The sequence below is a fragment of the Clostridium kluyveri genome (genome assembly GCF_001902295.1).
Classification (GTDB): domain Bacteria; phylum Bacillota; class Clostridia; order Clostridiales; family Clostridiaceae; genus Clostridium_B; species Clostridium_B kluyveri_B.
On sequence record NZ_CP018335.1, the window covers coordinates 209,838 to 234,566 of the forward strand.

A 24,729-nucleotide genomic window follows, 5' to 3' on the forward strand; every position below is an offset into this window, starting at 1 on the left:
CTAAATTTTAATTATTCCACGTAAGATACTCTTTTTATGTTAGCACCTAAAGCTTTAAATTTATCTTCTATATTAGGATATCCTCTGTCAATATGATCAATGCTTAAGACTTCAGTAGTGCCGTCTGCAATAAGACCCGCTATAACCATTGCTGCGCCGGCTCTTAAGTCCGTAGCTTTTACTATAGCTCCACTGAGTTTATCTACACCATCTATAATAGCAATTCTTCCTTCTACTTTAATATTTGCACCCATTTTTTTTAATTCATCTATGTGTTTAAATCTACTTTCCCATATACTTTCATTTATAATACTTCTTCCTTCTGCAACTGTTAGAAGAGCACTTAAAGGTTGTTGTACGTCAGTAGGGAAACCCGGATAGGGTTGGGTTTTTATGTTTATACCTTTTAATCTCCCCTTGGATTTCACAGTTATAGAATCGCCATTTTCTATTATTTCAACGCCCATTTCTATGAGTTTTGCAGATATGGACTCTAAGTGTTTAGGTATAACATTTTCTATTATTACTTCTCCACCACAAGCGGCAGCTGCAATCATATATGTACCTGCTTCTATTTGATCTGGTATAACACTGTAGGAACATCCTTTTAATTCCTTTACTCCTACCACACGTATTATTTCAGTACCTGCACCTTTAATATTTGCTCCCATACTGTTTAAAAAGTTTGCTACATCTACTACATGGGGTTCTTTTGCTACATTCTCAAGGGTTGTTATTCCTTCTGCTAGGGTAGCGGCTAACATCACATTTATAGTGGCACCTACACTTACTACATCAAAAAATATACTTGTGCCAATTAATTTTTCAGCACTTACCGACACACAGCCATGTTTGATTTCTACTTTGGCACCTAATGCTTCAAAACCTTTTATATGTTGATCTATAGGTCGTACTCCTATAGGACATCCTCCGGGTAGTTCAACCCTTGCCTTTTTAAATCTGGCAAGCAGTGCACCTATAAGGTAATAAGAAGCTCGCATTTTTCTCACATCATCAGTATCTGCATCTATTTTATTTATGGTGGTACTGTCTATAACTACTAAGTTTTTGCCAGTTTTCACCTTGCAGCCTAAGCTTTTTAAGATTTTTTCTATACAATGCACATCTTCTATGTCAGGTATATTATCAATGGAACATATACCACTGCTGGCTAGTATTGATGCTGGTAATATTGCAACGGCAGCATTTTTAGCACCGTTAATCTCTATAGAACCGGAAAGAGGATTTCCGCCATTAATTACTAATTTATTCATTTATGTATCCATCCTTATCATAAATTTAATTTATATAAAGTTTTAGAAAATATTAAATTTAATTCATATTGCACAAAGTTTATTATAACATAATTCTATATTATTTTAATAATAAATTTAAAAATATGAAGGGTGTGTTAAAATTATTTATTTATCAAGTGATTCTTAGTTGCAGGTGGAGTTTGTATATGAGAAGTGATTTTCTTCTCTGAACCTCATTAACGTATTCTTTTAGCACTTAGAATACGTCATCATTTAGGGGAAGAACTCATCCAGGTATGTTGCAGTGTTTATTTTCGACTTTGAATAAAATGAGAAAATCACCTAATTCTAGCATTTAGATAAATTTAAAACCCAGCTTTAAACAATAAAGCTAGGTTTTTTTAGTGTAATTTGTGTTTTTTAGAATATACTGTGGAAGAAATTATTCCTTTTTAAAACTTCCACAGTCGGTACATTGTACGTCTTTAGCCATTGCTTCATGTTTTGTCACTTCTATTTTATCAAGTGTGCAGTAATCAGTGTCTTTTGCATGAAATCTACATTCGTTAACTATACATCCTATACTAGAATTTCTACCATTATTCATAATTTTACCTGCTTATAGAAATATCGTATTTTTAGTAAGCAGGATTTGTCACCTCTTTCTCTATATAATTTTTAAACATTAATAGTATTGTCTTTTTATAAAGTTTGTATTCTATAAATTAATATAAATATTTAATACTATATATGGTGGTTTTATGTTATAATAGTACCTAAACAAAATGTATATTTTTAAATTTATCTGGGGGATTGAAAAAATAATGAAATATTATTTGGTGGCTTTATTTGATAAAGATTCTTATTTCTATATTCAACGCATACAAAAGAATATATGTAGAAAATATAAATTATATAAAAATGTACCCATGTTACATATAACTCTTGAAATTATAGAAAATCCCGACTTAGAAAAACTCACTAAAATTATTTCGGATATGTTAAAACCCTATAAGAAATTTAAAGTACAGATCGATGATGTTAGTGTTGATTCTTTTTATAAATCTATCAATTTAAAAATTGAGAATAAAGGATATATTATAAGATTAGCTAGACAAATAAATGAAATTCTAAAATTACATAAATTTAATGTAAAAGAAAATTTAAATGATATCAATTTAAAAGTTTTACTGGCAAACACTAATTATCAAATGAGGGAATTGAATTTTAAAGAACATAATAATACATTTCATGAAAACATTAAAGTAGAAAATACCTGTAAGATGGTTAAAATAGATAGAATTGAACTTTGGAAAGCTGTAAACAACAAAAAAGAGGTAATATTAAAGAATTTTCCGCTGAGAGATTTTTAAATTATATATAAAACAGAGTAAGCCCTGCAGGGCTTACTCTGTTTTATATTAAATATCAAGTAAATTTTTCTTGTATATAGAGTATAGTTCTCTTAATTCTGACATTTTTTGTTCCACTTCTATTTGAAGGTTAGATACTTCTTCATAGTTTTCTTCCTCTGATGCAATCCTTATCTTGGAGAATAAGCTTTTATTAGCATAAGAGTCTTTCATTAAATAGCATTTTAAAGCGTCTATTTTCATCCAAGTAGCTACATCTAAATCTAAAGCTTTATCCACAGAGTGAAGCAGTTTATAACCTCTTATTTCATTAATGTATTCATTTAAAATTCTATGATTTAGTTCTACTAGCCATCTTTTTATAGCACCCAATTTAAAACTGTTTATTAATTTGTCGTTTAATACATCAGCTTTAGTTAATACAGCTTTCTTTTCTGGATATTTATCAATGGCGGTTAAGTTTTCGTATACAGTTGCAGGAGCTTTACCGAAGAACTTAGCTCTTTCTTCATCAGTAAAGTCTTCAAATACATCTTCTTCACTTCTATAAGCTCTTTCTTTTTCTAGATATGACGCATCTTCTCCAGGTTTTTTGGATAACTCAGCTAAAAGATCATCTTCTGTTTTATTATTAGTTACAGCATAGGTTATTCCATCTAACATAGCCATATATAGTCCTGTTACAGCCAGATAAGTATTAGTACGAGGATTTGGTGCTCTAAGTTCAAATCTTGTACCTAAAGGATTTTCTAAATCTCTTACAACTCCTATAAGTACAGATCTGTTTCTCGAAGGTATTTCAACAGAATGTCCTATAGATGTTACAATACAAACAGGTGCTTCAAATCCAGGCTTTAATCTTCTTAAGGCATCAGTTGTAGAAGAAACGAGAGGATTTATAACCTCGTAGTTTTTAAGTATTCCCATTACTGAAGCATAGCCAAAAATACTTAAAAAGTGATTTTCAGTAGAAGAAAATAGATTTATGATTTTACCACTTTTGAGTTTTAATGCTATACCTATGTGAGTATGTTCTCCACTACCAGCAACCCCTTCTATAGGTTTAGCCAGGAAAGTAACCTCTAGTCCGTTATTTCTGAAAGTTTCTTTAACTATACTCTTTGCAAGTAATTCATTATCAACAGATTGCACTGCAGTGGAATATTTCCAGTCTATTTCAAGCTGTTCCATTATATGATTAAATCTTCCCTTATCATCAATGTTGGATTTTATTCCTCCTACTTCTTTATGACCCATTTCAGGTTCCAATCCGTACAATTCCATAGTTGAAAGTGTTTGTTCCAAAGCAGTTCTTACTGCACCTTTAGTTCTGGTCCAATATTGTTCTTGTAGTGTTTGGGATGTGGATAATTCTTCGATTTCAGCAGGGTTATTAGGAGTATTTACCCAGAATTCTAGTTCTGTTGCACATGTAGCAACTACATCATCTATATCTTCATATTTTAGTCCGAAAGAAGAAAGGGAACTTGGATATTCTTTGAATAAATTTAGAAGATTTGTTTTAAAGTGTTGTATACAATTTTTTAGTACATATCTAGAATCTACAGCTTTGTGCTCATGATAGAAAAAGCATGGAATTCTAAGTGTTCCCACAGGTTTATCTGTTTCAGGATCGATATTATTAGTATTATAGTCTATATACCAATTCACATCACAATCACATACCATATCGACTTTTGCATTATTTAGTGTAGCTATACCTGGAAGAACTACAGATGAACCATCAGTTTGAATTGATCCTTTTAAAAATCCAGAGATATCTTTTAGAAAAATTTTAATAGGGATTTTCTCGTCAGTGTCATTTCCTGAAAGATCTATACCTACAAGAGATACAAATTTTATTTCAGGGTGAGAAGTTAATAGTTCTTTTAAGCTATCTTCAGATTGCATAGTCTTAGGTATTACATAGATTAAATCTTTTAACATAGTTTTTTCCTCCTATAAATGAGTTAGAAGAGCATAGATTTTTAATACTCTGTCAGTGTATAGTCAATTTAATTTATATTCTAGTTGATAAAATATAAATTATTTATTAATTATTTAAATTTTATATATTTATGATTTTATAATTAATATTCATATATGTCAATAGATTTTGAATAAATTTATGGGTCAGGTTGCAATAGTTAAAAAATATAAAATATAATATTTAATTTTAAGGATAAAGCTTAAAAATTAAGGTTATTTATTCATGTTTTTAAAAATTTGTGTAGTTTAAATCTATATTATATAATAAAATGTATAACATTTTTATTAAGTGATGAGGTGATAGAGTGGATTCTGAGGATAGGCCAATTGGTTTTTTTGATTCAGGAGTGGGGGGAATAAGTGTATTAAAAGAAGCTGTTAAGATCTTATCAAATGAAAATTTTGTTTATTTTGGGGATTCAAAGATGGCACCTTATGGAGTGAGAACAGTGGAAGAGGTTAAAAAGCTCACATTTAATGCTGTAGAATTTTTATTAAAGAAAAATATAAAGGCCTTAGTAGTAGCCTGTAATACTGCTACTAGTGCAGCTATAATAGATTTGCGAAAGGCATATAGTAAATATATGCCTATAGTAGGTATAGAACCGGCCTTAAAACCTGCAGTAGAATGTAATAGAAAGGGAAATATAATAATAATGGCAACACCTATGACTCTAGCAGAAAGTAAATTCAATAATCTTATGAAAAGATATAGCAATTCAAATATCTTGCCCCTTCCATGTAGTGGTCTAGTAGAACTTATTGAGGAGGGAAAAACAGAAGGAGAGGAAATAGAACATTATTTGGAAGAAAAATTAATTCCTTTAAAAGGAAACGGAATTGCAGCAGTAGTACTTGGATGTACCCATTATCCTTTTATAAAAAAAAGTATATCTAAAGTTTTAAATCAGGATGTTCTAATACTTGATGGAAGTAAGGGGACTGTTAGGCAGTTGAAGAGGCAGCTTATTAAATATCATATAGAAAGCAATAAAAGTAAAATTGGAAAGATAAAGATATTTAATTCTATGAATAGTCAATATATAATAAAATTAAGTTATAAACTTTTAAAAGAGTAAAGCTTTCAAATTCTGTACAGAATTTGAATTATTATCTACAAGATTAAATCAGGAGGAAAAAATGAGTAGGGTAGGAGAAAAAATAAAATCTGCAAGAATAGAATTAGGGATTAGTCAAAAATCATTGGGCAAAAAATTAGGTGTATCAGAAAAGTTTATTAATGAAGTAGAATTAGGAAGGAAAATAGCAAGTCAAGGTATAATTGATAAATTATCTAAAATTTTAGGTAAAAATATAAATGATATAACCATGTCTTTCGAGGAACAGGCATATGAAGAAGAAAAAAATGAAAAATTTTCTCCTGTACCTAAAAAAGAAAAAATCCAGGTTCAGGATGTTTGGAGTGAAGCATTTAGTTCAGTTCTAAAAAAGATACCTATTTATGGATATGATATAAATAAAGTAATTAATTTTAAGCAGTTACCTATAATAAATAATAAAGTAGAAGGATATGCTCAAGACAAAGTAATTTACTTACAAATAGAAAGTAATGATATGGAAGGTTTCAGAATACAAGATGGAGATCTGGCTTTGGGGCATATAACCGGAGAAATAGAAAATAATTCCATATGTCTGGTTGAATATAGTGGAAAAAGGGAGGTAAGACAAATAAAAAAATTGGATAACAAAAAAGTTTTACTTATAAGTGGCAGAAATAGTATAAGAACTGAAACAATAGAAATTAAGGATTTAAAAATAATTGCAAAATTAGATAAGTTGGAAATAAAGTTATAATAATGAAAAAACTATTAAATACATGATTAAAAGTTCTAATCTAAAAAAGAGTTATGGTTAGAACTTTTGTTTCATAATCATTCTTTGGAACAAATTAATAAAAATTTTGAAGGGAGGAGTAAAAAATGAAAGGTACTGTTATTGCTACATGGATGAGAACCTGCAGAAAATTATATAATGATGAAATTGTAAATGATGCTATGAATTCAGTTGGGTGGGGGTCATCTAAGATATTTTCCCCTGCTGAAAATGTAAATGACAGAGAAGTAAAAAAGGTAATAGAATATATAGCAAAATTTAATAATGAAGATACAAAAGAGTTATGGAGAAAAATAGGTGTTGATAACATAAATGCCTTTTATAAAGATTATCCAGCCTTTTTTAGACATGAAAATTTATATTCATTTTTAAGATCAATGTTTGATGTTCATGTAGCTATGACTAAAAAATTTCCAGGGGCCAAGCCGCCTTTGGTGACGATTAATCCTATATCTTCAAAAACTGCTGTATTTGAGTATAAATCTGAAAGAGGTATGTTTGATTATCTTATGGGAATGATAGAGGGAAGTGCTAAGTTTTTTGGTGAAAAATTGAAGATAGAAGAAATAGAGAGAAATAATAATTCAGTAAAATTTAAATTTATTTTTGAGAAAGAAATATATTATAAGAGGGTATATAAGTTTAATAAATTTCTTTCATTTGGAATTATAAATAATCTGGGCTTAAAAATAGGAATAATTAATTTTATATTTTGTTTAATAATTTCTATTTTAATATTTGGATTAAATGATTGGTTTAAATCCATAGTTATTTCAATATTAGTTTTTTTTGCATCATATATTTCTGGCTCTGTACTTATGAGACCTAAATACCTCATAATAGAAGCTATAGATAAAATTAATAATGGTAATTATATTGAAGATGGAGATATAGAGACAAATGATTTTTTTGAAGATATATTTAATCTTCTTAAAAAGCATAAAAGTATTATTAAAGCGGACTTTACAGGATTTAAAGGTGTAACCGATGAGATGAGTACTTTTGTATCTAATATAAATGAAATATCTAATTCTATGAACAGTACTTCAAATGAAATATCGGATGTGGTGGAACAGGTGGCCAATTGTGCTGTAGAGCAGGCGGAAAATACCCAGAATGTGGTGTCTGTATTAAATGAGAATATAAGACATTTAAATAATATAGTGGAAGATGAAAACAATAATAAACTGGAATTAGAAAAATCAATAGATAAAATAAATAATAGTTATGAGAATATAGATAATACCAGCAAGAATATATTGACTACATTGCAGAGTTTTAAAGAGGTTAATGATAAAGGATTAGAGCTTCAATCAAAAGTGAAAGATATTACCAGTATAGTTTCAGTGGTGTCAGAAATTTCAGAACAGACTAATTTATTGGCACTGAATGCTTCCATTGAGGCGGCTCGAGCTGGAGAACAAGGGAAAGGATTTGTAGTAGTAGCAGAGGAGATTAGGGTTTTAGCAGAACAGTCTCAAGGTGCAGTTAAGGATATAAATTCTAATCTAATTAAATTTGTAGATGAAATAAAAGTATTGGTAGATAAAATAGAATCGCAATTTGATGTGCTTAAAGGGGAAAGTGAAAATTTAAAAGATGTTAGAAATATAAGCTATGAAGCAACTACTGCAGCGACAGCGGTAGCTGAATCTATGATAAAAACTATAGATAAATTAAATGTACAATCGGAAGCTATATCTGGAATATATGAAAATATGGAGTCTTTAGCTGCAATTGCACAGGAAAATTCAGCATCTTCTGAAGAAGTAAGTGCCAATGTATCAAGTTATACTAATGAAATTAAAAATCTTATGAGTAATATTCATGAATTTAAGAACATAACAGAGTCCTTTAAAACCGAATTATATAAATATAAAATATAATAAGAAAACTGGCTAGAGATATTGGCCAGTTTTCTTATTATATTTTATATTAAATTCCCTGTAAATCAAAATTAGGTACGAAATTTTTAGAACAGGTTCCCGTGCTTTGGATAAATGAATTTTTTATACCCAATGAAAGGCAATAATTTATAAAAGAATTATAGTGTTTTGAATTTAAAGGTTTATTTATTTCAGGAAATTTATAAGCATTATAAAGAGGAGTATATTGGTTCATAATGCTTATGTATACTGAATCACCAAAGGTATTATAAATATAATCTATTATTTTTTTGGAATCAAATAATAGTCCGGGAAGCATAAGATGTCTTATTATAACCCCCCTTGTTATCAATCCATTTTTATCAAATGTTACACTGCCTACCTGGTTAAACATTTTTTCTATAGCTTTTGTGGCGTGAATAAAATAATCTGGAGCATTAGAGTACTTAATGGAATATTTATTGTTAAAATATTTTAGATCTGGTAGATATACATCTATATATCCTTTTAAAGCCTTTAATGCAGATATAGTTTCATAACTATTTGTATTAAATAACACCGGCAAATTAAGACCTTGTGATTTTGCTATGTCTAAAGCTTGAGTTATTTGAGGAATATAATGGGTAGGCGTAACCAAATTTATATTGTGTGCTCCCTGATTTTGTTGAAATAGAAAAATTTCACTGAGTTTTTCTACAGATACTTCCTTTCCAAAACCATTGTCACTTATTTCGTAATTTTGACAAAAAGCACATTTTAAATTGCAGTTGGAAAAAAATATAGTTCCAGAACCATTACTTCCAGAGATACAGGGCTCTTCCCAAGTGTGTAGACATACCTTGGCTATTTTTATATTTTTACCTGCATGACAAAATCCAGTATTTCCATCAAGTCTATCTATCTTACAATATCTATGGCATAATTGGCAACTTTTAAGATGATTTATCATAAAAAGCACTTCCTTAAATAATATATTATTTAGGAGTAATAATAGAATTTTATTGGTACTTTTTAAGTATATTATGATTGCATGGATGTGTCCAGGTATTATCACACAATATTATTATGAAATTAATTCTTAAAATAAAAAATTATGCATTGTATTATAAATATAAGACTGACTACTCCAAAGGCCGGGTATAGAAAAGAAATAAGATTTACAAAACCAATCTGAGATATAGGAATTATAATAAGAATAATTATAAATATTGATTTTTTATAAGATATATTAAATATTTCTTCAAAATTTTTTCCTACACTATATACATTGGATACTTCAGTAGAGAACATTTCAAGCCAGATTATAATAAGTATCATTATTTGAAGTGCTTTCCCAAAACGGTTGGCTATATAAAGCAGAGGAATTTCATATTTAAAAATATAAGGTATGTTTAAAAGTAATAAAAAATTTATAATAAGAGCTAATATAGTAAGACCCAGGGAGCCTATGATGGAACCGGCTATAAGGCTTTTCTTTTTATTTATAGAAAGTGTGAGAGGGATTAACACTCCACTATAACATAATATGTTAAATCCTGCGTATATCAATGAAGAAAAAACCCAATTATTTTTATAATGAGGTATACTTTTTAAGTAAGAGATATTTATGTTTTTATAAAAGGCCAGATATAATATGAATAAAGTAAGTATGACTAATATAAGGGAGGGTACTATAATTGAATTTATTTCCATAAGGCCTTTAATATTTCTAGATAATACGATTATAGATATAGTAAGCATTAATAATATACCTACCCATCTAGGCAGGTTAAAGTATTGGTGTATCAAAGCACCACTTCCAGCCAGTATTATTGCTGAGCTTCCCATTAAAAAAAAGGTAGTTAAAAAATTAGTAGCCATCCCTAGAAATCCAGGACTAACCAGCTTTATAAGGCCATCATAAGAATTTAATTTATATTTTATACTTATATTTATTATTATAATAGACATTATTATGTACATAATAGAACAAGCTAGTATACCTATAAAACTATTATAACCATATTGTGTGAAGAATTGGCTAATTTCTTGTCCAGATGCCAGACCTGCTCCAACCACAGTTCCTATAAAAACTGTGGATATTTGAAAAATTAAAATTATTTTTTCTTTCAAAAATATCCCTCCTCATAAAATACTTTTAATAAAACTATTCCAATATTAAAGTATATAAGTATTAAATAAAAATAATGAATTATAAATTAAAATTTTATTTGAGGGAAAAATAAGATTTGTAAAATGAAATATCATTTTTGATAAAGGGGGTGAATTTCTACTAAAATTGACTAGTGGAAAATTTATGAAAAAAATATATATATTTAAAATCATAGTTATTGCCATTTTTTTTTCAGGTATATTGTTCGGGTGTAGTTCATATGAGAGACCTAATACTACTGATATAAACGGAAATTTTGATATGAAGGCTGCAGCTAGTACCGTAGATACCTATATGAAATATCTTATGAAGAATGATATTGAAAATATTAAAAAGTTATATTCTAAAGAACTTTTAAAGAGTCCTGTAATGAATGAAAATCAAAATTTAAGTATTATGGGTTATAGTTTAAATGATAATAGTGAAGTTGGTAAATCAGGAGTTTTCAAAGTGAAAATTGTAAGATCTGATTTAAGTAAACCTTTTTCGACTTTAGATGAATACTCAGTAAAAGTTATAAAAGAAGAAAATGATTATAAAATTGGTGAAATTAGCAGCATTTTAGATAGAGAAGTTTTTGTTGAGAAAAATAGAATAAAAATGAGAAGTAAAGATAACATAAACGTAAATGTAATAATAGGTATAAATAATATGCCACAGTATGTATTTTCTAAAGATGATGAAGCGAATGTAAATAAAATGTCCGTGCCAAGAAGCAATTTTGGAATACTTGATTTTTCTTACGGAGGTGATTATTTAGCCTTAGTTACTTATGATAAAAATTCATATATAGGGGTAGTAAAAATAGATGAAAGCATGGAAGTACAATCTGATAATTCAGGCTCTTCAGATGAACAGGGAAATAGTGGAGGCACACAGCAGGAGCAAATAGATGAATATAATCAAAAAATTATAGGTAAAAATATAATAAACTTAGATATTCTAAAAAATGCCAAAGTAGAATTTTTAACATTTTCTTCTGATGAAAAGTTCATTGTAGCTCAGTATACAAATGATAGTATAGGTCACTGTATAAGAATGTATAAAATGGATTCCGGAGATATAATAAATTTTAAATTTGAAGATAACTTTCCACTTAATAAAGTAGATGTAGTTTTTTCTTCTTTTGATACAGATACATTGAACTTTGATGTTATATCTAAAGCAAACAATAGTGAATCTCTTCCTGATATAATTGGGAAATGGAGGCTGAACTTAAAAGATTTTAAGGCAGTTAAAATATGATATAATAAGCCCTAGTAGTTATGTATTATTGAAAGGATGAAAATTTATAATGCAGTGGGGAGATAAAGCATACTATAATTTAAATTATTATTTAAGAAAAAAATTTGGTTGTAAAGTATTTAAAATATCTTTAGATGGGGGATTTTCCTGTCCTAACAGAGATGGCAAGATAAGCAGTGGAGGATGTATTTTTTGTAGTGAAAGAGGAGCAGGGGATTTTGCAGGAAATAGAAATCTTTCTATAACAGAGCAATTTTATAATATAAAAAAGATGATGAATAAAAAGTGGAAACAAGGGAAATATATAGCCTATTTTCAAGCCTATACAAATACCTATGCTCCTATAGAAATTCTTAGAGAAAAATATGAAGAAGCCATGAGTCAGGAAGGTGTAGTGGGCATGGCAATAGCCACCAGACCTGATTGTCTTGAAGAGGATGTTTTAGAGCTGTTACATGAGTTTAATGAAAAAACTTATATTTGGGTAGAACTTGGACTTCAAACTTCCAATGAGTATACTGCCAGAAAAATAAATAGAGGGTACGATCTATATGCTTTTGAGAAGGCTGTATATAATCTTAGAAAGAAGAATATTGATGTAGTAACACATGTAATAATGGGTTTGCCGGGAGAAAATCAAAGTGATATGATAAATACAGTAAAATATATTTCAGATCAAGATATACAGGGAGTAAAATTTCATCTGCTTCATTTAATGAAACATACCCCTATGGTTAAATTATATAATGAAGGTAAACTGAAATTTATGAGGCAGCAGGAATATGTAGATATAATATGCATGGCTTTATCAAATATTCGTTCTGATATTGTAATCCATAGATTAACAGGAGATTCTCCTAGAGATTTACTTATAGAACCTAAATGGAGCTTAAAAAAGTGGGAAATTTTAAATGAAATTGATAAAGCCATGAAAGATAAAAACATATATCAAGGAATATATTGTAATTAGTATATTATAAAGTTATTTTTGGAAAGGCTGATGTCCAATTGAAAATAGACATAATAATATCAGCAGATGATATAAAAAAAGAAAAGATTTTACATAAATCTGTAATAGTAGTAGATATGCTTAGAGCAACCTCCGTAATAATTACTGCTATTAATAATGGATGCAGGGAAGTAATACCGGTGTTAACTATAGAAGAGGCCTTGGAAATATACCATAAAAATAAAGAAAAGTATGTAATGGGAGGAGAGAGGAAAGCTTTAAAAATAGAAGGATTCCATTGCTCTAATTCTCCTCTGGAATATAGTAGACAGATTGTAGAAAATAAGACATTAGTAATTACCACAAGTAATGGTACTAGAGCTATAAAGGGAAGTGTAATGGCTAAAAATATATTAATGGGGGCTCTTATAAATGCAGATGAAGTAGCAAATAGAAGTATAAGTCTAAATAATGATGTGGTAATAGTTAATGCAGGTACCTGTGGGCAACTTTCTATAGATGATTTCATATGCAGTGGATACATAATAAATTGTATAATAAAAAAGATAAAAGTCGATCTTACAGATATAGCCAAAACTGCATTGTATATTTATGAACAGAATCCAGATATTATAACATTTATAAAGAAAGCCTCCCATTATAAAAGAATAAAAAAATTAAAATTATATGATGATTTAGAATACTGCTGCAGGAAAGATATAATAAAAATCGTTCCAGAATATATAGATGGAATAATCAAATGTACATAAATCAATTTATTGATAAAAACCCCAGCCTATACAGTGCTGGAGTTTAGTCAAGTTATTTTTATATAATTAGATTTTACCCATCCTTTAGAATTTATTCTAGATGATCTGTTAATTTGATTTAAAGATATTTCATACCACAACTGGCTTTGAATTTTAGCAGTATCTTCAATCTTTAGTGGAGTATTTTCCTCTAAAATATTTACTATACTAGATTTTAAAGTAGGAGCTAAATAAAGGCTAGTCTTTATAGTAACTACTGCATTTGAATTTTCAGGAGTAATATAGCTTATATCTACTCGTTTTGGAGATTCTTTTGATAATTTTGATTTTAAAGAATCATTTTCATATTTTAAAGAAATTATTTGTCTCCGTTGTGATGAAAACTTGTTTGAAAAATGATACAAAATAATCCCATTTCCTATTATTAGTAGTAAAAATAAAAAAGTAAGCATTTTTAATTTCTCCATTAATATTTCTATAACATTACATTATATTCAACAACTCACTTAAAGATGAAAATTTTACACTGCCTTCCGTTAAATCTTTATATTTAAATATATACATATCAGCATGTTTTATTACATCATCCCATTGATAATCTGAATAGAAATCATATACTCCAACTACAGACATACCAGCAGCTTTGGCACCTTTGACCGCAGGTAAAATATCCTCAAATACTATACAATCTTTGGGAGATAAATTCAATTTTTTAGCAGTTAAAAGAAATATATCGGGAAAACTTTTACCTCTTTTTACTTCAGATACTGTGGTTATGGCATCAAAAAGATCATATACCTTATTTTTCCTAAGGCTTATTTCTGTTAACTCCCTAGAATTACTGGTAGCTAGGCCTATTTTAATGTTTTTTTGTTTTAATAAAAGCAAAAATTCTCTGGCACCATGCTTTAATGGTATGTTTGTAGAATATTCATAAACACACGTGTCATAACATTCATTTTGAATTTCCTCTATACTTTCAGGTAGATTAAATCTGTTCTTAAAATATTTAGCAACTTCATAAAAAGTCATAGTTTGTATAGCCTGTTTCAAATTTTCGGGCATTGGTATGTTTCTTTTATTTAAAATTTTTCTATCAATACTTTCCCACAACCACATAGAATCTACAAGGGTTCCATCCATATCAAAAATAACCCCTTTAGTGTTTTTAAGCATTATGATCACCTCATATTTAAGTATAACATCCAAATAAGGTAACATAAATACTAAAGTTTTATAAATGTAATAGCAAAATAATTTATATATAACAAAATTAGCATAATAAGGTTACAAATACAGAGTTACAAGTATATTTTAAAAACGTCTTTCTAATAGCTCGATTTTTTCCACATTTTTAAAATCTTCTAAAGAATTAATATCTAAAAGTTCCAGTATTTTATCCATACATTTACTATCTATGGAAACTTTGATTTCAGAGTTTTCGGCAAAGGCATCTATTTTATCTCTTCCCTTTTCTTTTGGTATAAGTACTTTAGGCCCGCCTACACAACCTCCAATACATCCCATTCCTTCAATAAAATTAGCTGAGATTTCCCCTTTTTCAGCACGACTTAATAACTCTTTACATTCCTTTACACCGCTTGCCTGAACTGATTTAAATAATTCCTTCTTTTCGGGGAACATCTTTTCCACAGCTTCTCCCACAGCAATAGATACCCCGCCGGTACGTGCATATAACCTTCCTCCCTTAGAAGCATATTCAGTTGAAACATCACCTTCTATCTTGGAAGGATCTATATTAAGTGCATCAAAGATATCTTTTGTTTCTGTAAAAGTAAGTACAAAGTCTATATCACCAATTATATCTTTTTCTTTTGCCTCTGCTTTTTTTGCTATACAGGGACCTATAAAAACTACTTTACATTCAGGATTTAATTTTTTAAGTACTCTTCCACCAGCGGTCATTGGTGATACAGAAGGAGATACATGCTTTACTAGATTATTGTATTTTCGTCTTAACATGCCCACCCACATAGGACAACAGCAAGAAGTTATTATAAGATCCTTTTTATCCTTTACATGGCTGTCAAATTCTACTGCTTCTTTTAAGGTTAACATATCTGCAAAGAATGCCACTTCGATCATATCTGTAAAGCCTATTTTTTTAAAAGAAGCTCTTAATTGTTCCATTGTAACGTTATCTCCGAATTGACCTGTTATGGCAGGAGCTACTATGGCTATTACAGGAGAATCACTTTTCAAGATATTAGCAAGTGGTAGAAATTGAACAGTATCCATTATAGAACCGTTAGGACAGGCATCTACACAAAAACCGCAGTCAGTACATTTATCCTTATCTATGGATGGACGATTTTTCCCCTTGTGAATAAATATAGCATCAAAAGGACAAGATTTTTCACATAGAGTTTTATCTCCATCTTTGCATTCCTGAGAACAATTGGTAACCTTATTTATTATTTTTTCATCTTTATTATAAGATTTTATTGCTTTCTTTAATTCTTCCATGAAATTTGAGCTGTAAGTTATGTTAGTGCCGCATAATGAAGATATGATTTTACAAAATTCTTCCTTATCCAACTTATGCTCGGATAGAATTTGTTCTACTGTCTCTTCAAAGTTTTCATCATAGTAGGATTTCACAATTAACTTAAATAGATCCCTATATTTGTCTTTCATAATTTTAACAACTCCTTTTCAAGCTTTTTATTCTACAATTATAACATATTTAGACACTTACAGAATAGTGCGTGATTTCCAAATTTTCAGTAATATATCTTTCATGAATAAAAAGGTAGCTAAAACCTAAAACATGCTATCATTTTAGGCTTTAGCTATTTTTAATAAACATAGATACTGGATTTGTGTAAGAAAGTATTATTTTACAGGGAGATTTTCATTATCCCCCTCACCCCTCGTAGGTACTGTTGACATTAAGAATCCTACTAATATAGAAATTAAAGCTGGGGATATTATGTTTATATAAGCTATGTAAGAAGTTTTATATAATATGAAAGCGGTTATACCAGTTATAAGTATACTTATGATAAATATATAAATTACAAATTTAGCAAAAGAACTAAAAAATTTTTTGTATAATTTATGTCTTGTGGGGCCATTGATTATTTTTACAAATAAGAAATAGGATATTAAAATCAAGAAAATATCTACAGCGGCAGATATTAAAAAATTTTTCATATTAACACCTCCAATAGGATATCGAATATAGTATTACCCTATTAGAGGTATTTTACACCTAATTATGAATTTTTTCATGGAGTTATTGATTTAAATATAATTCACCAACTTGAAAAACGTCTCCTGCCCCTATTGTTAAGAGTACATCTCCTTCTGTTAAAATGTTATTTAAATACTGAACTATTGAATTGAAGTCCTTTATGTTTCTGCACTTAACCCCTCTTTTTATAATTTGCTCACACAGCATAGCTGAACTTATTTCACCTGTGTCTTTTTCTCTTGCAGGAAATATGTCTGCTAGTATTAGTTCATCTACATTATCAAAAGCAGCAGTGAATTCTTTAAATAAACTTATAGTTCTTGAAAAAGTATGGGGTTGAAATACACAAATTATTTTTTTATGAGGATAATTTGTGGCAGCATTTAAAGTTGCTTTGATCTCTGTAGGGTGATGTGCATAATCATCTATAACCACTACACCTTTCCTCTGGCCTTTAATTTCAAATCTTCTATGGGTACCTTTAAAGTTGTTTAGTCCATCCACTATATTATCAACGGATATATTTAAAATTAAAGAAACGGATATACTGGCTAGTGCATTTAATATATTATGTTTGCCTGGAACACTTAAATTTAAGGAAAATAATTTTTTATCGGATTTATATACTTCAAAGAAAGCACGTCCTTCTTTGTCAAAGCATATATTTTTAGCAGTAATATCTCCATTTTCTATGCCGTAACTCATTACATTGCAATTTACATTTGATATGATTTTTTCCATTCTTCTATCATCGGCACAGCATACCAAATATCCTTCATTAGGAATTAGTTTCCCGAACTTTATAAATGCATTTTGTATTTCTTCTATATCTTTATAATAATCTAGATGATCTGCATCAATATTTAAGATTATACCTATAAAGGGAAAGAATTTAAGAAAGGATTCTTTATATTCACAAGCTTCTGTAATAAAGTAAGGACTATTTCCAATACGGACATTTCCACCTATTATATCTAAATTTCCACCCACAAGTATAGTAGGATCCAGATTAGCTTCAAGTGTTATGGAGGATAACATGGAAGTGGTGGTAGTTTTACCGTGAGTACCAGATACTGCTACATTATATTTATGTCCTTTCATTATTTCACCTAAAAATTCAGCCCTGTCCATAAGGGGAATATTTAAATCTTTAGCTTTTAATAGTTCTTCATTGTTTTTTGAAATTGCAGCAGTGTACACTACAAGATCTATGTCAGACGTTATATTTTGGCTTATCTGTCCTATATACACTTTTGCTCCCTTTACTTTTAATCTTTCTGTGGTTTCAGAAGATTTCACATCTGAACCAGAGACTTTAAAGCCTTTTTCCAGCAGAATTTCTGCTAGTGCACTCATACTTATTCCGCCTATGCCTATAAAATGAACTTTTTTATTTTTTATAAAATCAAATGACAATTAAATCACTCCTTATAATTAACTTAACCTATTTACTAATTATATACAAAACCTAGTTAAAAAACACACAAAATCGTACTTTTTAAAATAAAAACATGGGAAAACTCCATTTGAACTCAAGAATGACTTGATAATAAGCGTTGTTTTAGTGAGAGTTGAAATGGAATGAATTTTTGTGTATTAGTATTAGAATTAAATAAGAGTTGATTATTGATTACTTTTAGAATACAATATGAATAATAGAATAAAATCTCAAGATATTATTCGTAAAATTTATAGATAGGTGATAAGATGCAGAAATTCAGTAGAAATCATAGAATAGCGGCAATAACTAAAATTTTGCTGGAAAACCCCAATAAAATAATGAGCCTGAATAATTTTACTCTTATGTTTAATACAGCTAAGTCCACAGTAAGTGAAGATATATTAGTAGTGAAAGATACTTTGAATAAATTTCAAATGGGAAGAATAGATACTATATCTGGAGCCTCAGGAGGGATAAAGTATGTCTGTGGAATATCCAGTGAAAAGAGAAGAGAATTTGCTGAAAAATTATGTATTATTTTGAAAAATAGAGAAAGAATAATACCAGGCAATTTTTTATATATGACAGATATAATGTTTAATCCTGCTATAATATATATTGCAGGAGTGATCTTAGCATCTATTTTTATAGAGAAAAATATTGATTATGTGGTTACTGTTGAAACCAAAGGGATTCCTTTAGCTTATGAGGTGGCTAGGATGATGGGAGTCCAACTTGTAGTTGTAAGAAGAGAACAAAAGTTTACTGAAGGGTCTACTTTAACTATAAATTATGTTTCAGGTTCTACAGGAAGAATTCAAACTATGTCCTTATCTAAAAAGGCATTAAAGAAGGGGAGTAAATGTATTTTTATAGATGATTTTATGAGGGCAGGAGGAACTGCCATAGGAATAATAAATCTGTTGAAAGAATTTGAAAGTGAACTTTTGGGTATAGGGTTTTTAATAGATAATGTAGAAACCCCTAAAAAATTAGTACAGGATTATAAATCTATAGTAGATTTTAAAGGTATCGATGAAAATGGTAATGCATTGTTATTTCCTTCTGGGAATATTTAACTAATAAAATTTTCAAAAAATTTATTAGTTTTTCAAAAAACAAGAAGGAAAAATATAAGATATAGAGAATAGTATATACATAAGCATCTTGGAGGTGGATTATATGCAAATTACAGATGTCAGAGTGAGGAAAATTGCTGCCGAGGGTAAGATGAAAGCTATTGTTTCAGTAACCTTTGATAACGAATTCGTTGTTCACGATATAAAGGTTATAGAAGGTCAGAATGGTCTTTTTATAGCAATGCCAAGTAGGAAAACTCCTGATGGAGAGTTTAAGGATATTGCTCACCCAATAAATACTCAAACAAGAGAGAAGATACAAAAAGCAATTCTTGGTGAGTATGAAAAAGTAAAAAATGAGGAAACTGTTACCGAGGAAAAGGTAGAGGAATAATAAAAAGGAGTAATTACTCCTTTTTATTATTTTCAGCTATTTTATGCTATTTTTATAAGGTTGCAAATAGTTTTCATATAAAATATAATATTAAGGGATGTTTAATGACATATTGTAGAAAAGTGAAGATTTATAACCATTAAAGAGGTGTTGAAATGTATAATTGTGCTATAATACTGGCTGCAGGTGAAGGTAAAAGAATGAAATCTTCTAAACCTAAAGTACTTCATAAAATTTGCGGCAAAGAAATGATAAATGTAGTTATTGATGTTGTAAAAAAAGCACAAATAAATGATATAAATGTGGTAATTGGGAAAAATGCAGAAAAAGTAAAAAAAGCTACAGAGGTTAAAAATACAAGTTATTCTTTTCAAGATAAACAACTAGGTACAGGACATGCGGTTATTTGTGCTAGTGATTTTTTAAAAAACAAAAGAGGAATTGTAGCTGTATTTACAGGGGATTCACCTTTGATAAAAGAGGATACTATAAAAAATATGCTTGATTTTCATAGAGATGGAGGTTATGGGGTTACCATACTCACATCTATAGTACAAAATCCTTATGGATATGGAAGAATCATAAGAGGGAAAAACGGGCAAGTACTTAAGATAGTGGAACATAAGGATTGTCTACAAGAAGAGCTTCAGGTTAAGGAAATAAATTCGGGGATGTATTGTTTCGATATAGAAAGTTTAATTGAAAGCTTAGGTAAAATACATAATAATAATGCTCAAGGGGAGTATTATTTAACAGATGTTATAGAGATATTAAAGCAAGAGGGAAAAAAAATAGGTGCACTTCCCATTCCTTTTGAGGAAACTATGGGAGTCAATTCAAGGGTACAGCTTGCAGAGGCTGAAAAGATTATGAGAAACAGAATAAATAAAATACATATGGAAAATGGAGTTACGTTAATTGACCATAATAATACTTACATAGACTTAGATATTCAAATAGGAAAAGATACAATAATATATCCTGGGAATGTTTTTCAAGGGAATACTGTTATAGGCGAAAATTGTATTTTTTATCCTAATTCTAGAATACAAAGTAGTATAATAAAGGATAATGTAACAGTGGAGAATTCTGTAGTATTAGAAAGTACAATAGGGGAAAATACTAGTGTAGGGCCTTTTGCTTATATAAGACCTGAAACTACAATAGGAAAATCTGTGAAGATAGGTGATTTTGTAGAAGTCAAAAAGTCTACAATAGGTGATAATACAAAAGTATCTCATTTGACATACATAGGGGATGCTGAAGTTGGAAGCAAGTGCAATTTTGGCTGTGGAACTGTTGTAGTAAACTATGATGGAAAAAATAAGAATAAAACCTTGATCGGAAATAATTCATTTATAGGATGTAATACAAATTTGGTGTCTCCAGTTAAGGTTAATGACAATACTTATATAGCTGCAGGTTCTACTATAACAGATGAAGTCCCAGAAGGTGCACTGGCTATAGCAAGGGCACGGCAGGTGAATAAGAAGAGTTGGGTGTATAAAAAAGGATTAAAGAAATAAAAATTTTTAGGAGGGCTTTACATAATGATAACCCATGGTAAAAATATTAAAATTTTTGCAGGAAATTCTCATCCTGATTTAGCTAAACAAATAGGGGATATTTTAGGCATTAAAGTAGGAGATTCCAAAGTTACAACTTTTAGTGATGGGGAAATATGTGTAAATATTAATGAAACAGTAAGAGGAATGGATGTATTTATAGTTCAATCCACAAATAATCCAGTAAATGACAATTTGATGGAACTTTTAATTATGATTGATGCTTTTAAAAGAGCCTCTGCAGGAAGAATAACTGCTGTAATACCTTATTATGGTTATGCAAGACAAGATAGAAAGGCTAAGGCAAGGGATCCAATTACAGCAAAACTTGTAGCTGATATATTAACAGCTACCGGTGCAGATAGAGTACTTACAATGGATTTACATGCTTCTCAAATTCAGGGATATTTTAATATACCTCTTGATCATCTTTTAGGAACACCTATACTTGCAAAATATTTTATACAAAAAGGATTTGATGAAAAGGATGATGTGGTTGTGGTTTCTCCGGATCTTGGAAGCGTAACTAGAGCCAGAAAGTTTGCAGATAAACTTCATGCGTCCATAGCTATTATAGATAAAAGGAGACCTAGAGTTAATGTATCAGAAATAATGAATATAATTGGAGATATAAAAGATAAGACCGTTATATTAGTAGATGATATGATAGATACAGCAGGTACAATAACAAATGGAGCTAATGCTCTTATAGAACGGGGAGCAAAAGAGGTTTATGCATGCTGTACCCATGCTGTTTTATCTGGACCTGCAATAGAAAGAATAAAGAACTCTGCTATAAAAGAGTTAGTAATGTTAAACACAATAAATTTACCAGAGAACAAGATACTGGATAACTTCAAGATATTATCTATAGCTCCAGTATTTGCTGAAGCTATAAGAAGAATATATGAAGATATTTCGGTGAGTAAATTATTCGAAGATTAATAATATAAAGGCATGTGGAAATAACCCACATGCCTTTATAGCGGTGATTTTGAGGCTTAGGTGAAGTTTGGTAGTAAGACATGTTTTATCCATTTAAATCTTATAGGATAAATATTTGTAACTTATTTGTAACTTTTGAAGATACAATATTATTTAGGCTAAAATATATGATAGATTTAATATAGGAATAATCGTTTAAGTATAATTATTTGACAATATTTGATTAAAAATTATATAAAGGGGTTAAAATCATGTAACTTATAGAATTATTTATCCAAATGTGGTAATTAGCTAATATTCCAATTTTCTTCAAAGTAGGAGATAAGCATTTCCTATAGCAAACTTCATCTGAACCTAATAATCATTTGTTCTAGGGGAGCAGCAGAGCTTATCTTATATTTTAGAGAAATTTTAGAAGTATTTTGGTAATGCTAGCTTTAGGATAAATATAGGTACGTGTTTATAATTTTAGGAGGGGAATGAAATGGAAGGCTCAATAGGAAAAATTTTAATTGTAGATGATGATGAAAATATATGTGAAGTAATAAAAATGTATGTGGAGAGTGCTGGCTATGAAGTGCAAGTTGCAAATGATGGAAAGTCAGCAGAAACAACATTTTTAGAATATAAACCGGATTTAGTGATCCTAGATATAATGCTTCCTAATATCGATGGAATAGATGTTCTTAAATGGATAAGAAAAGATTATGAAACTCCTGTAATTATGCTTACCGCAAAAGGAGAAACCTTTGATAAAGTTTTAGGGCTTGAACTTGGAGCAGATGATTATATAGTAAAGCCTTTTGAACCTAAGGAGATGTTAGCAAGGATTAAAGCAGTACTTAGGAGATACAGCGTAGATAATGAAAACAAAGAAGTATTGAAATTTGAACAGTTAACTATTGATATAAATTCCTATACAGTTACCTATAGAAATGAAGATATAAAGATGCCGCCAAAAGAGTTTGAATTATTATATTACCTGGCTAATAATAAAAATAGAGTATTTACTAGAGAGCAGCTTTTATGTGAAGTGTGGGGATATGATTATCCTGGAGATTCTAGAACTGTAGATGTACATGTTAAAAGATTAAGAGAAAAACTTCAAGGAGGACCTAACTGGCAAATAGAAACAGTATGGGGTGTTGGATATAAGTTTGAGGTGAAGTAGATGAAAAAGGGATTATTTTCAAAGCTTGTAGCTGCATTTACTGCAATTATTATAGTAAGTTTTGTAATGACAGCAGCTTTTTTGTCTTACTGGTTTGAGAGTTATTATTTTGAACAGAGAAAAAGTCAGCTGCTTAAAGAATCCCAATTTATAAGTTATAAGGCACTTCAATATTTAGCAGGAGACTTAACTTCAGATGAGATAAATGAAACTTTAAATAATATAGCCAAGTATCTTTCAGCGGATATATGGCTTGTGGATAACTATGGCTATGTGTATTCAGTATCAAAAAGTGAACACAAACAATTAGTAACTAATCCCACTCAGATAGTTACTAAAGATTTGGAGGAGCTTAGAGAAAATAAAACTGTAGATAAAAAAGAAATTAATTCAGATATACTTGTGGATCCAGTACATACTTTTGAAATACCTATTTTTTCAAATGGAGTTTTTAAAGGTGCTATACTTATGCATACTTCCATAAATGAACTAAGAGAACCTTTAAAGAGAGTATATGAAATTATATGGATATCTGCTATCTTAGCTATTATAATATGCTGTGTTGTAATTTATTATCTTTCTCAGAGAATAATAGTATATCCACTTAAGAAGATTAATTATGTAGCAGATAAAATATCAAAAGGAGAAGTGGAAAAAAGAGTATGTATAAATTCAAATGATGAAATTGGAGAATTGGCTAAATCTTTTAATAGTATGGCGGATTCACTGGAACAAGTGGAAAAAAACAGGAGACATTTTATATCTAATGTATCTCATGAAATAAGATCTCCATTAACGTCTATAAAAGGGTTTATAGGCGGAATGATTGACGGCATTATTCCGCATGAAAAACAAAATTATTATTTGTCAGTTACTTATTCTGAAATACAGAGACTTACAAGACTTGTAAATGATCTTTTGGATTTATCCGCTATTGAAGCGGGGCAATTCAAGCTTAGAATAGAGGAATTAGATATAAATGAAATTATAAGATTATGTATTATAAAATTTCAAACTAAAATAAACGAAAAAAAATTAAAAGTAGACGTAGTTATGGAAAATGACAAACTTTATGTAGCTGCAGATAGAGATAGAATAAATCAGGTGGTCACAAATCTGATAGATAATGCTGTTAAGTATGTAAATGTAGGTGGTAATATAAAAGTTTCAACTAAAATTAAGGGAGAGAAAGCATTTATATCTGTTTATAATGATGGTGATGGAATACCAGAATCAGAGCTGAAACATATATGGGATAGATTTTATAAATCAGATAAGTCAAGAACTTCAAAAGTTAGTACAGGGCTTGGACTTTCTATTGTAAGGAGTATATTAACACAACTAGGAGAAGATATATGGGTTGAGAATAGAGAATCTGGTGGCATTATATTTGCATTTACTTTAAAAAGGATTTAAGAAATTATTACATTCTGTTCATATTTG

The 24,729-nt window shown here is 29.4% G+C and carries 23 protein-coding genes; 13 read left to right on the forward strand and 10 right to left on the reverse strand.

Annotation, left to right across the window (positions count from 1 at the left end; genetic code table 11):
• Positions 1-11 precede the first annotated feature (11 nt).
• Together BS101_RS01255 and BS101_RS01260 are read right to left on the reverse strand one after the other, a co-directional pair.
• The gene (locus BS101_RS01255) at positions 12-1,274 is read right to left on the reverse strand and encodes a UDP-N-acetylglucosamine 1-carboxyvinyltransferase (protein WP_073537193.1); all 1,263 of its coding nucleotides are present in this window, start codon (positions 1,272-1,274) and stop codon (positions 12-14) included.
• Positions 1,275-1,698: 424 nt separating this feature from the next.
• The gene (locus tag BS101_RS01260) at positions 1,699-1,863 is read right to left on the reverse strand and encodes a DUF1540 domain-containing protein (protein WP_073537194.1); all 165 of its coding nucleotides are present in this window, start codon (positions 1,861-1,863) and stop codon (positions 1,699-1,701) included.
• Positions 1,864-2,080: 217 nt separating this feature from the next.
• On the opposite strand from BS101_RS01260, the gene BS101_RS01265 reads away from it, so the two are divergent.
• Entirely contained in the window at positions 2,081-2,629 is a 549-nt protein-coding gene (locus tag BS101_RS01265; RefSeq protein ID WP_073541018.1) for a hypothetical protein, read from the forward strand.
• A gap of 48 nt (positions 2,630-2,677) precedes the next feature.
• Here the strand turns inward: BS101_RS01265 and BS101_RS01270 are convergent, their stop codons facing one another.
• Complete coding sequence (locus BS101_RS01270) at positions 2,678-4,576, reverse strand: glutamine synthetase (protein ID WP_073537195.1); 1,899 nt, start codon at positions 4,574-4,576, stop codon at positions 2,678-2,680.
• A 347-nt stretch (positions 4,577-4,923) separates the two neighbouring features.
• On the opposite strand from BS101_RS01270, the gene murI reads away from it, so the two are divergent.
• The 3 genes from murI to BS101_RS01285 all read left to right on the forward strand — a co-directional run bounded on the left by murI (position 4,924) and on the right by BS101_RS01285 (position 8,358).
• Positions 4,924-5,697, forward strand: coding sequence for a glutamate racemase (gene murI / locus BS101_RS01275; RefSeq protein ID WP_073537196.1), 774 nt, complete (start codon positions 4,924-4,926; stop codon positions 5,695-5,697).
• A 61-nt stretch (positions 5,698-5,758) separates the two neighbouring features.
• A complete protein-coding gene (locus tag BS101_RS01280; protein WP_073537197.1) occupies positions 5,759-6,433 on the forward strand; it encodes a S24 family peptidase in 675 nt (224 codons plus the stop codon).
• A gap of 125 nt (positions 6,434-6,558) precedes the next feature.
• A complete protein-coding gene (locus BS101_RS01285) occupies positions 6,559-8,358 on the forward strand; it encodes a heme NO-binding domain-containing protein (protein WP_073537198.1) in 1,800 nt (599 codons plus the stop codon).
• A 49-nt stretch (positions 8,359-8,407) separates the two neighbouring features.
• Here the strand turns inward: BS101_RS01285 and BS101_RS01290 are convergent, their stop codons facing one another.
• Both BS101_RS01290 and BS101_RS01295 read right to left on the reverse strand, forming a co-directional pair.
• Positions 8,408-9,307 (reverse strand): radical SAM protein, encoded by a 900-nt coding sequence (locus tag BS101_RS01290; RefSeq protein ID WP_073537199.1) that lies wholly within the window; start codon positions 9,305-9,307, stop codon positions 8,408-8,410.
• 122 nt (positions 9,308-9,429) lie between these two features.
• Positions 9,430-10,470: a YkvI family membrane protein gene (locus tag BS101_RS01295; RefSeq protein ID WP_073537200.1), complete on the reverse strand. Its 1,041-nt coding sequence runs from the start codon at positions 10,468-10,470 to the stop codon at positions 9,430-9,432.
• 184 nt (positions 10,471-10,654) lie between these two features.
• Here BS101_RS01295 and BS101_RS01300 point away from each other — a divergent pair, with 184 nt between their 5' ends.
• The 3 genes from BS101_RS01300 to BS101_RS01310 are packed head-to-tail and all read left to right on the forward strand — an operon-like array spanning position 10,655 to position 13,474.
• Positions 10,655-11,755, forward strand: coding sequence for a hypothetical protein (locus BS101_RS01300; RefSeq protein ID WP_073541020.1), 1,101 nt, complete (start codon positions 10,655-10,657; stop codon positions 11,753-11,755).
• A gap of 49 nt (positions 11,756-11,804) precedes the next feature.
• Positions 11,805-12,725 carry a TIGR01212 family radical SAM protein gene (locus BS101_RS01305; RefSeq protein ID WP_073537201.1) on the forward strand — a complete coding sequence of 307 codons (921 nt, stop codon included), beginning with the start codon at positions 11,805-11,807 and terminating at the stop codon, positions 12,723-12,725.
• 38 nt (positions 12,726-12,763) lie between these two features.
• A complete protein-coding gene (locus BS101_RS01310; protein ID WP_073537202.1) occupies positions 12,764-13,474 on the forward strand; it encodes a 2-phosphosulfolactate phosphatase family protein in 711 nt (236 codons plus the stop codon).
• Positions 13,475-13,521: 47 nt separating this feature from the next.
• Here BS101_RS01310 and BS101_RS01315 read toward each other — a convergent pair whose 3' ends face one another.
• The 5 genes from BS101_RS01315 to murC all read right to left on the reverse strand — a co-directional run bounded on the left by BS101_RS01315 (position 13,522) and on the right by murC (position 18,107).
• Complete coding sequence (locus BS101_RS01315; RefSeq protein WP_073537203.1) at positions 13,522-13,926, reverse strand: hypothetical protein; 405 nt, start codon at positions 13,924-13,926, stop codon at positions 13,522-13,524.
• Between the two features lie 31 nt (positions 13,927-13,957).
• Positions 13,958-14,650, reverse strand: coding sequence for an HAD family hydrolase (locus BS101_RS01320; RefSeq protein WP_073537204.1), 693 nt, complete (start codon positions 14,648-14,650; stop codon positions 13,958-13,960).
• 138 nt (positions 14,651-14,788) lie between these two features.
• Positions 14,789-16,132 carry a [Fe-Fe] hydrogenase large subunit C-terminal domain-containing protein gene (locus BS101_RS01325; RefSeq protein ID WP_073537205.1) on the reverse strand — a complete coding sequence of 448 codons (1,344 nt, stop codon included), beginning with the start codon at positions 16,130-16,132 and terminating at the stop codon, positions 14,789-14,791.
• 198 nt (positions 16,133-16,330) lie between these two features.
• Positions 16,331-16,651, reverse strand: coding sequence for a hypothetical protein (locus tag BS101_RS01330; RefSeq protein WP_073537206.1), 321 nt, complete (start codon positions 16,649-16,651; stop codon positions 16,331-16,333).
• 82 nt (positions 16,652-16,733) lie between these two features.
• On the reverse strand, positions 16,734-18,107 hold the full coding sequence (murC, locus tag BS101_RS01335) for a UDP-N-acetylmuramate--L-alanine ligase (RefSeq protein WP_073537207.1): 1,374 nt from the start codon (positions 18,105-18,107) through the stop codon (positions 16,734-16,736).
• Between the two features lie 291 nt (positions 18,108-18,398).
• Here murC and purR point away from each other — a divergent pair, with 291 nt between their 5' ends.
• The 6 genes from purR (at position 18,399) to BS101_RS01365 (ending at position 24,702) form a co-directional block, all read left to right on the forward strand.
• Positions 18,399-19,211: a pur operon repressor gene (gene purR, locus BS101_RS01340; protein ID WP_011988740.1), complete on the forward strand. Its 813-nt coding sequence runs from the start codon at positions 18,399-18,401 to the stop codon at positions 19,209-19,211.
• A 103-nt stretch (positions 19,212-19,314) separates the two neighbouring features.
• A complete protein-coding gene (gene spoVG / locus BS101_RS01345; protein WP_011988741.1) occupies positions 19,315-19,605 on the forward strand; it encodes a septation regulator SpoVG in 291 nt (96 codons plus the stop codon).
• 155 nt (positions 19,606-19,760) lie between these two features.
• Entirely contained in the window at positions 19,761-21,131 is a 1,371-nt protein-coding gene (glmU, locus tag BS101_RS01350; protein ID WP_073537208.1) for a bifunctional UDP-N-acetylglucosamine diphosphorylase/glucosamine-1-phosphate N-acetyltransferase GlmU, read from the forward strand.
• A 24-nt stretch (positions 21,132-21,155) separates the two neighbouring features.
• Positions 21,156-22,115 carry a ribose-phosphate diphosphokinase gene (locus BS101_RS01355; protein ID WP_011988743.1) on the forward strand — a complete coding sequence of 320 codons (960 nt, stop codon included), beginning with the start codon at positions 21,156-21,158 and terminating at the stop codon, positions 22,113-22,115.
• Positions 22,116-22,599: 484 nt separating this feature from the next.
• Complete coding sequence (locus tag BS101_RS01360; protein WP_011988744.1) at positions 22,600-23,286, forward strand: response regulator transcription factor; 687 nt, start codon at positions 22,600-22,602, stop codon at positions 23,284-23,286.
• Positions 23,287-24,702, forward strand: a complete 1,416-nt coding sequence (locus tag BS101_RS01365; protein ID WP_073537209.1) for a sensor histidine kinase — start codon at positions 23,287-23,289, stop codon at positions 24,700-24,702.
• Positions 24,703-24,729 lie beyond the last annotated feature (27 nt).

Coding starts and splice junctions, on each gene's coding strand:
- BS101_RS01255 (WP_073537193.1), bottom strand. CDS start 1,274: ATGAATAAATTAGTAATTAATGGCGGAAATCCTCTTTCCGGTTCTATA.
- BS101_RS01260 (WP_073537194.1), bottom strand. CDS start 1,863: ATGAATAATGGTAGAAATTCTAGTATAGGATGTATAGTTAACGAATGT.
- BS101_RS01265 (WP_073541018.1), top strand. CDS start 2,081: ATGAAATATTATTTGGTGGCTTTATTTGATAAAGATTCTTATTTCTAT.
- BS101_RS01270 (WP_073537195.1), bottom strand. CDS start 4,576: ATGTTAAAAGATTTAATCTATGTAATACCTAAGACTATGCAATCTGAA.
- BS101_RS01280 (WP_073537197.1), top strand. CDS start 5,759: ATGAGTAGGGTAGGAGAAAAAATAAAATCTGCAAGAATAGAATTAGGG.
- BS101_RS01285 (WP_073537198.1), top strand. CDS start 6,559: ATGAAAGGTACTGTTATTGCTACATGGATGAGAACCTGCAGAAAATTA.
- BS101_RS01290 (WP_073537199.1), bottom strand. CDS start 9,307: ATGATAAATCATCTTAAAAGTTGCCAATTATGCCATAGATATTGTAAG.
- BS101_RS01300 (WP_073541020.1), top strand. CDS start 10,655: ATGAAAAAAATATATATATTTAAAATCATAGTTATTGCCATTTTTTTT.
- BS101_RS01305 (WP_073537201.1), top strand. CDS start 11,805: ATGCAGTGGGGAGATAAAGCATACTATAATTTAAATTATTATTTAAGA.
- BS101_RS01315 (WP_073537203.1), bottom strand. CDS start 13,926: ATGCTTACTTTTTTATTTTTACTACTAATAATAGGAAATGGGATTATT.
- BS101_RS01320 (WP_073537204.1), bottom strand. CDS start 14,650: ATGCTTAAAAACACTAAAGGGGTTATTTTTGATATGGATGGAACCCTT.
- BS101_RS01325 (WP_073537205.1), bottom strand. CDS start 16,132: ATGAAAGACAAATATAGGGATCTATTTAAGTTAATTGTGAAATCCTAC.
- BS101_RS01330 (WP_073537206.1), bottom strand. CDS start 16,651: ATGAAAAATTTTTTAATATCTGCCGCTGTAGATATTTTCTTGATTTTA.
- purR (WP_011988740.1), top strand. CDS start 18,399: ATGCAGAAATTCAGTAGAAATCATAGAATAGCGGCAATAACTAAAATT.
- spoVG (WP_011988741.1), top strand. CDS start 19,315: ATGCAAATTACAGATGTCAGAGTGAGGAAAATTGCTGCCGAGGGTAAG.
- glmU (WP_073537208.1), top strand. CDS start 19,761: ATGTATAATTGTGCTATAATACTGGCTGCAGGTGAAGGTAAAAGAATG.
- BS101_RS01355 (WP_011988743.1), top strand. CDS start 21,156: ATGATAACCCATGGTAAAAATATTAAAATTTTTGCAGGAAATTCTCAT.
- BS101_RS01360 (WP_011988744.1), top strand. CDS start 22,600: ATGGAAGGCTCAATAGGAAAAATTTTAATTGTAGATGATGATGAAAAT.
- BS101_RS01365 (WP_073537209.1), top strand. CDS start 23,287: ATGAAAAAGGGATTATTTTCAAAGCTTGTAGCTGCATTTACTGCAATT.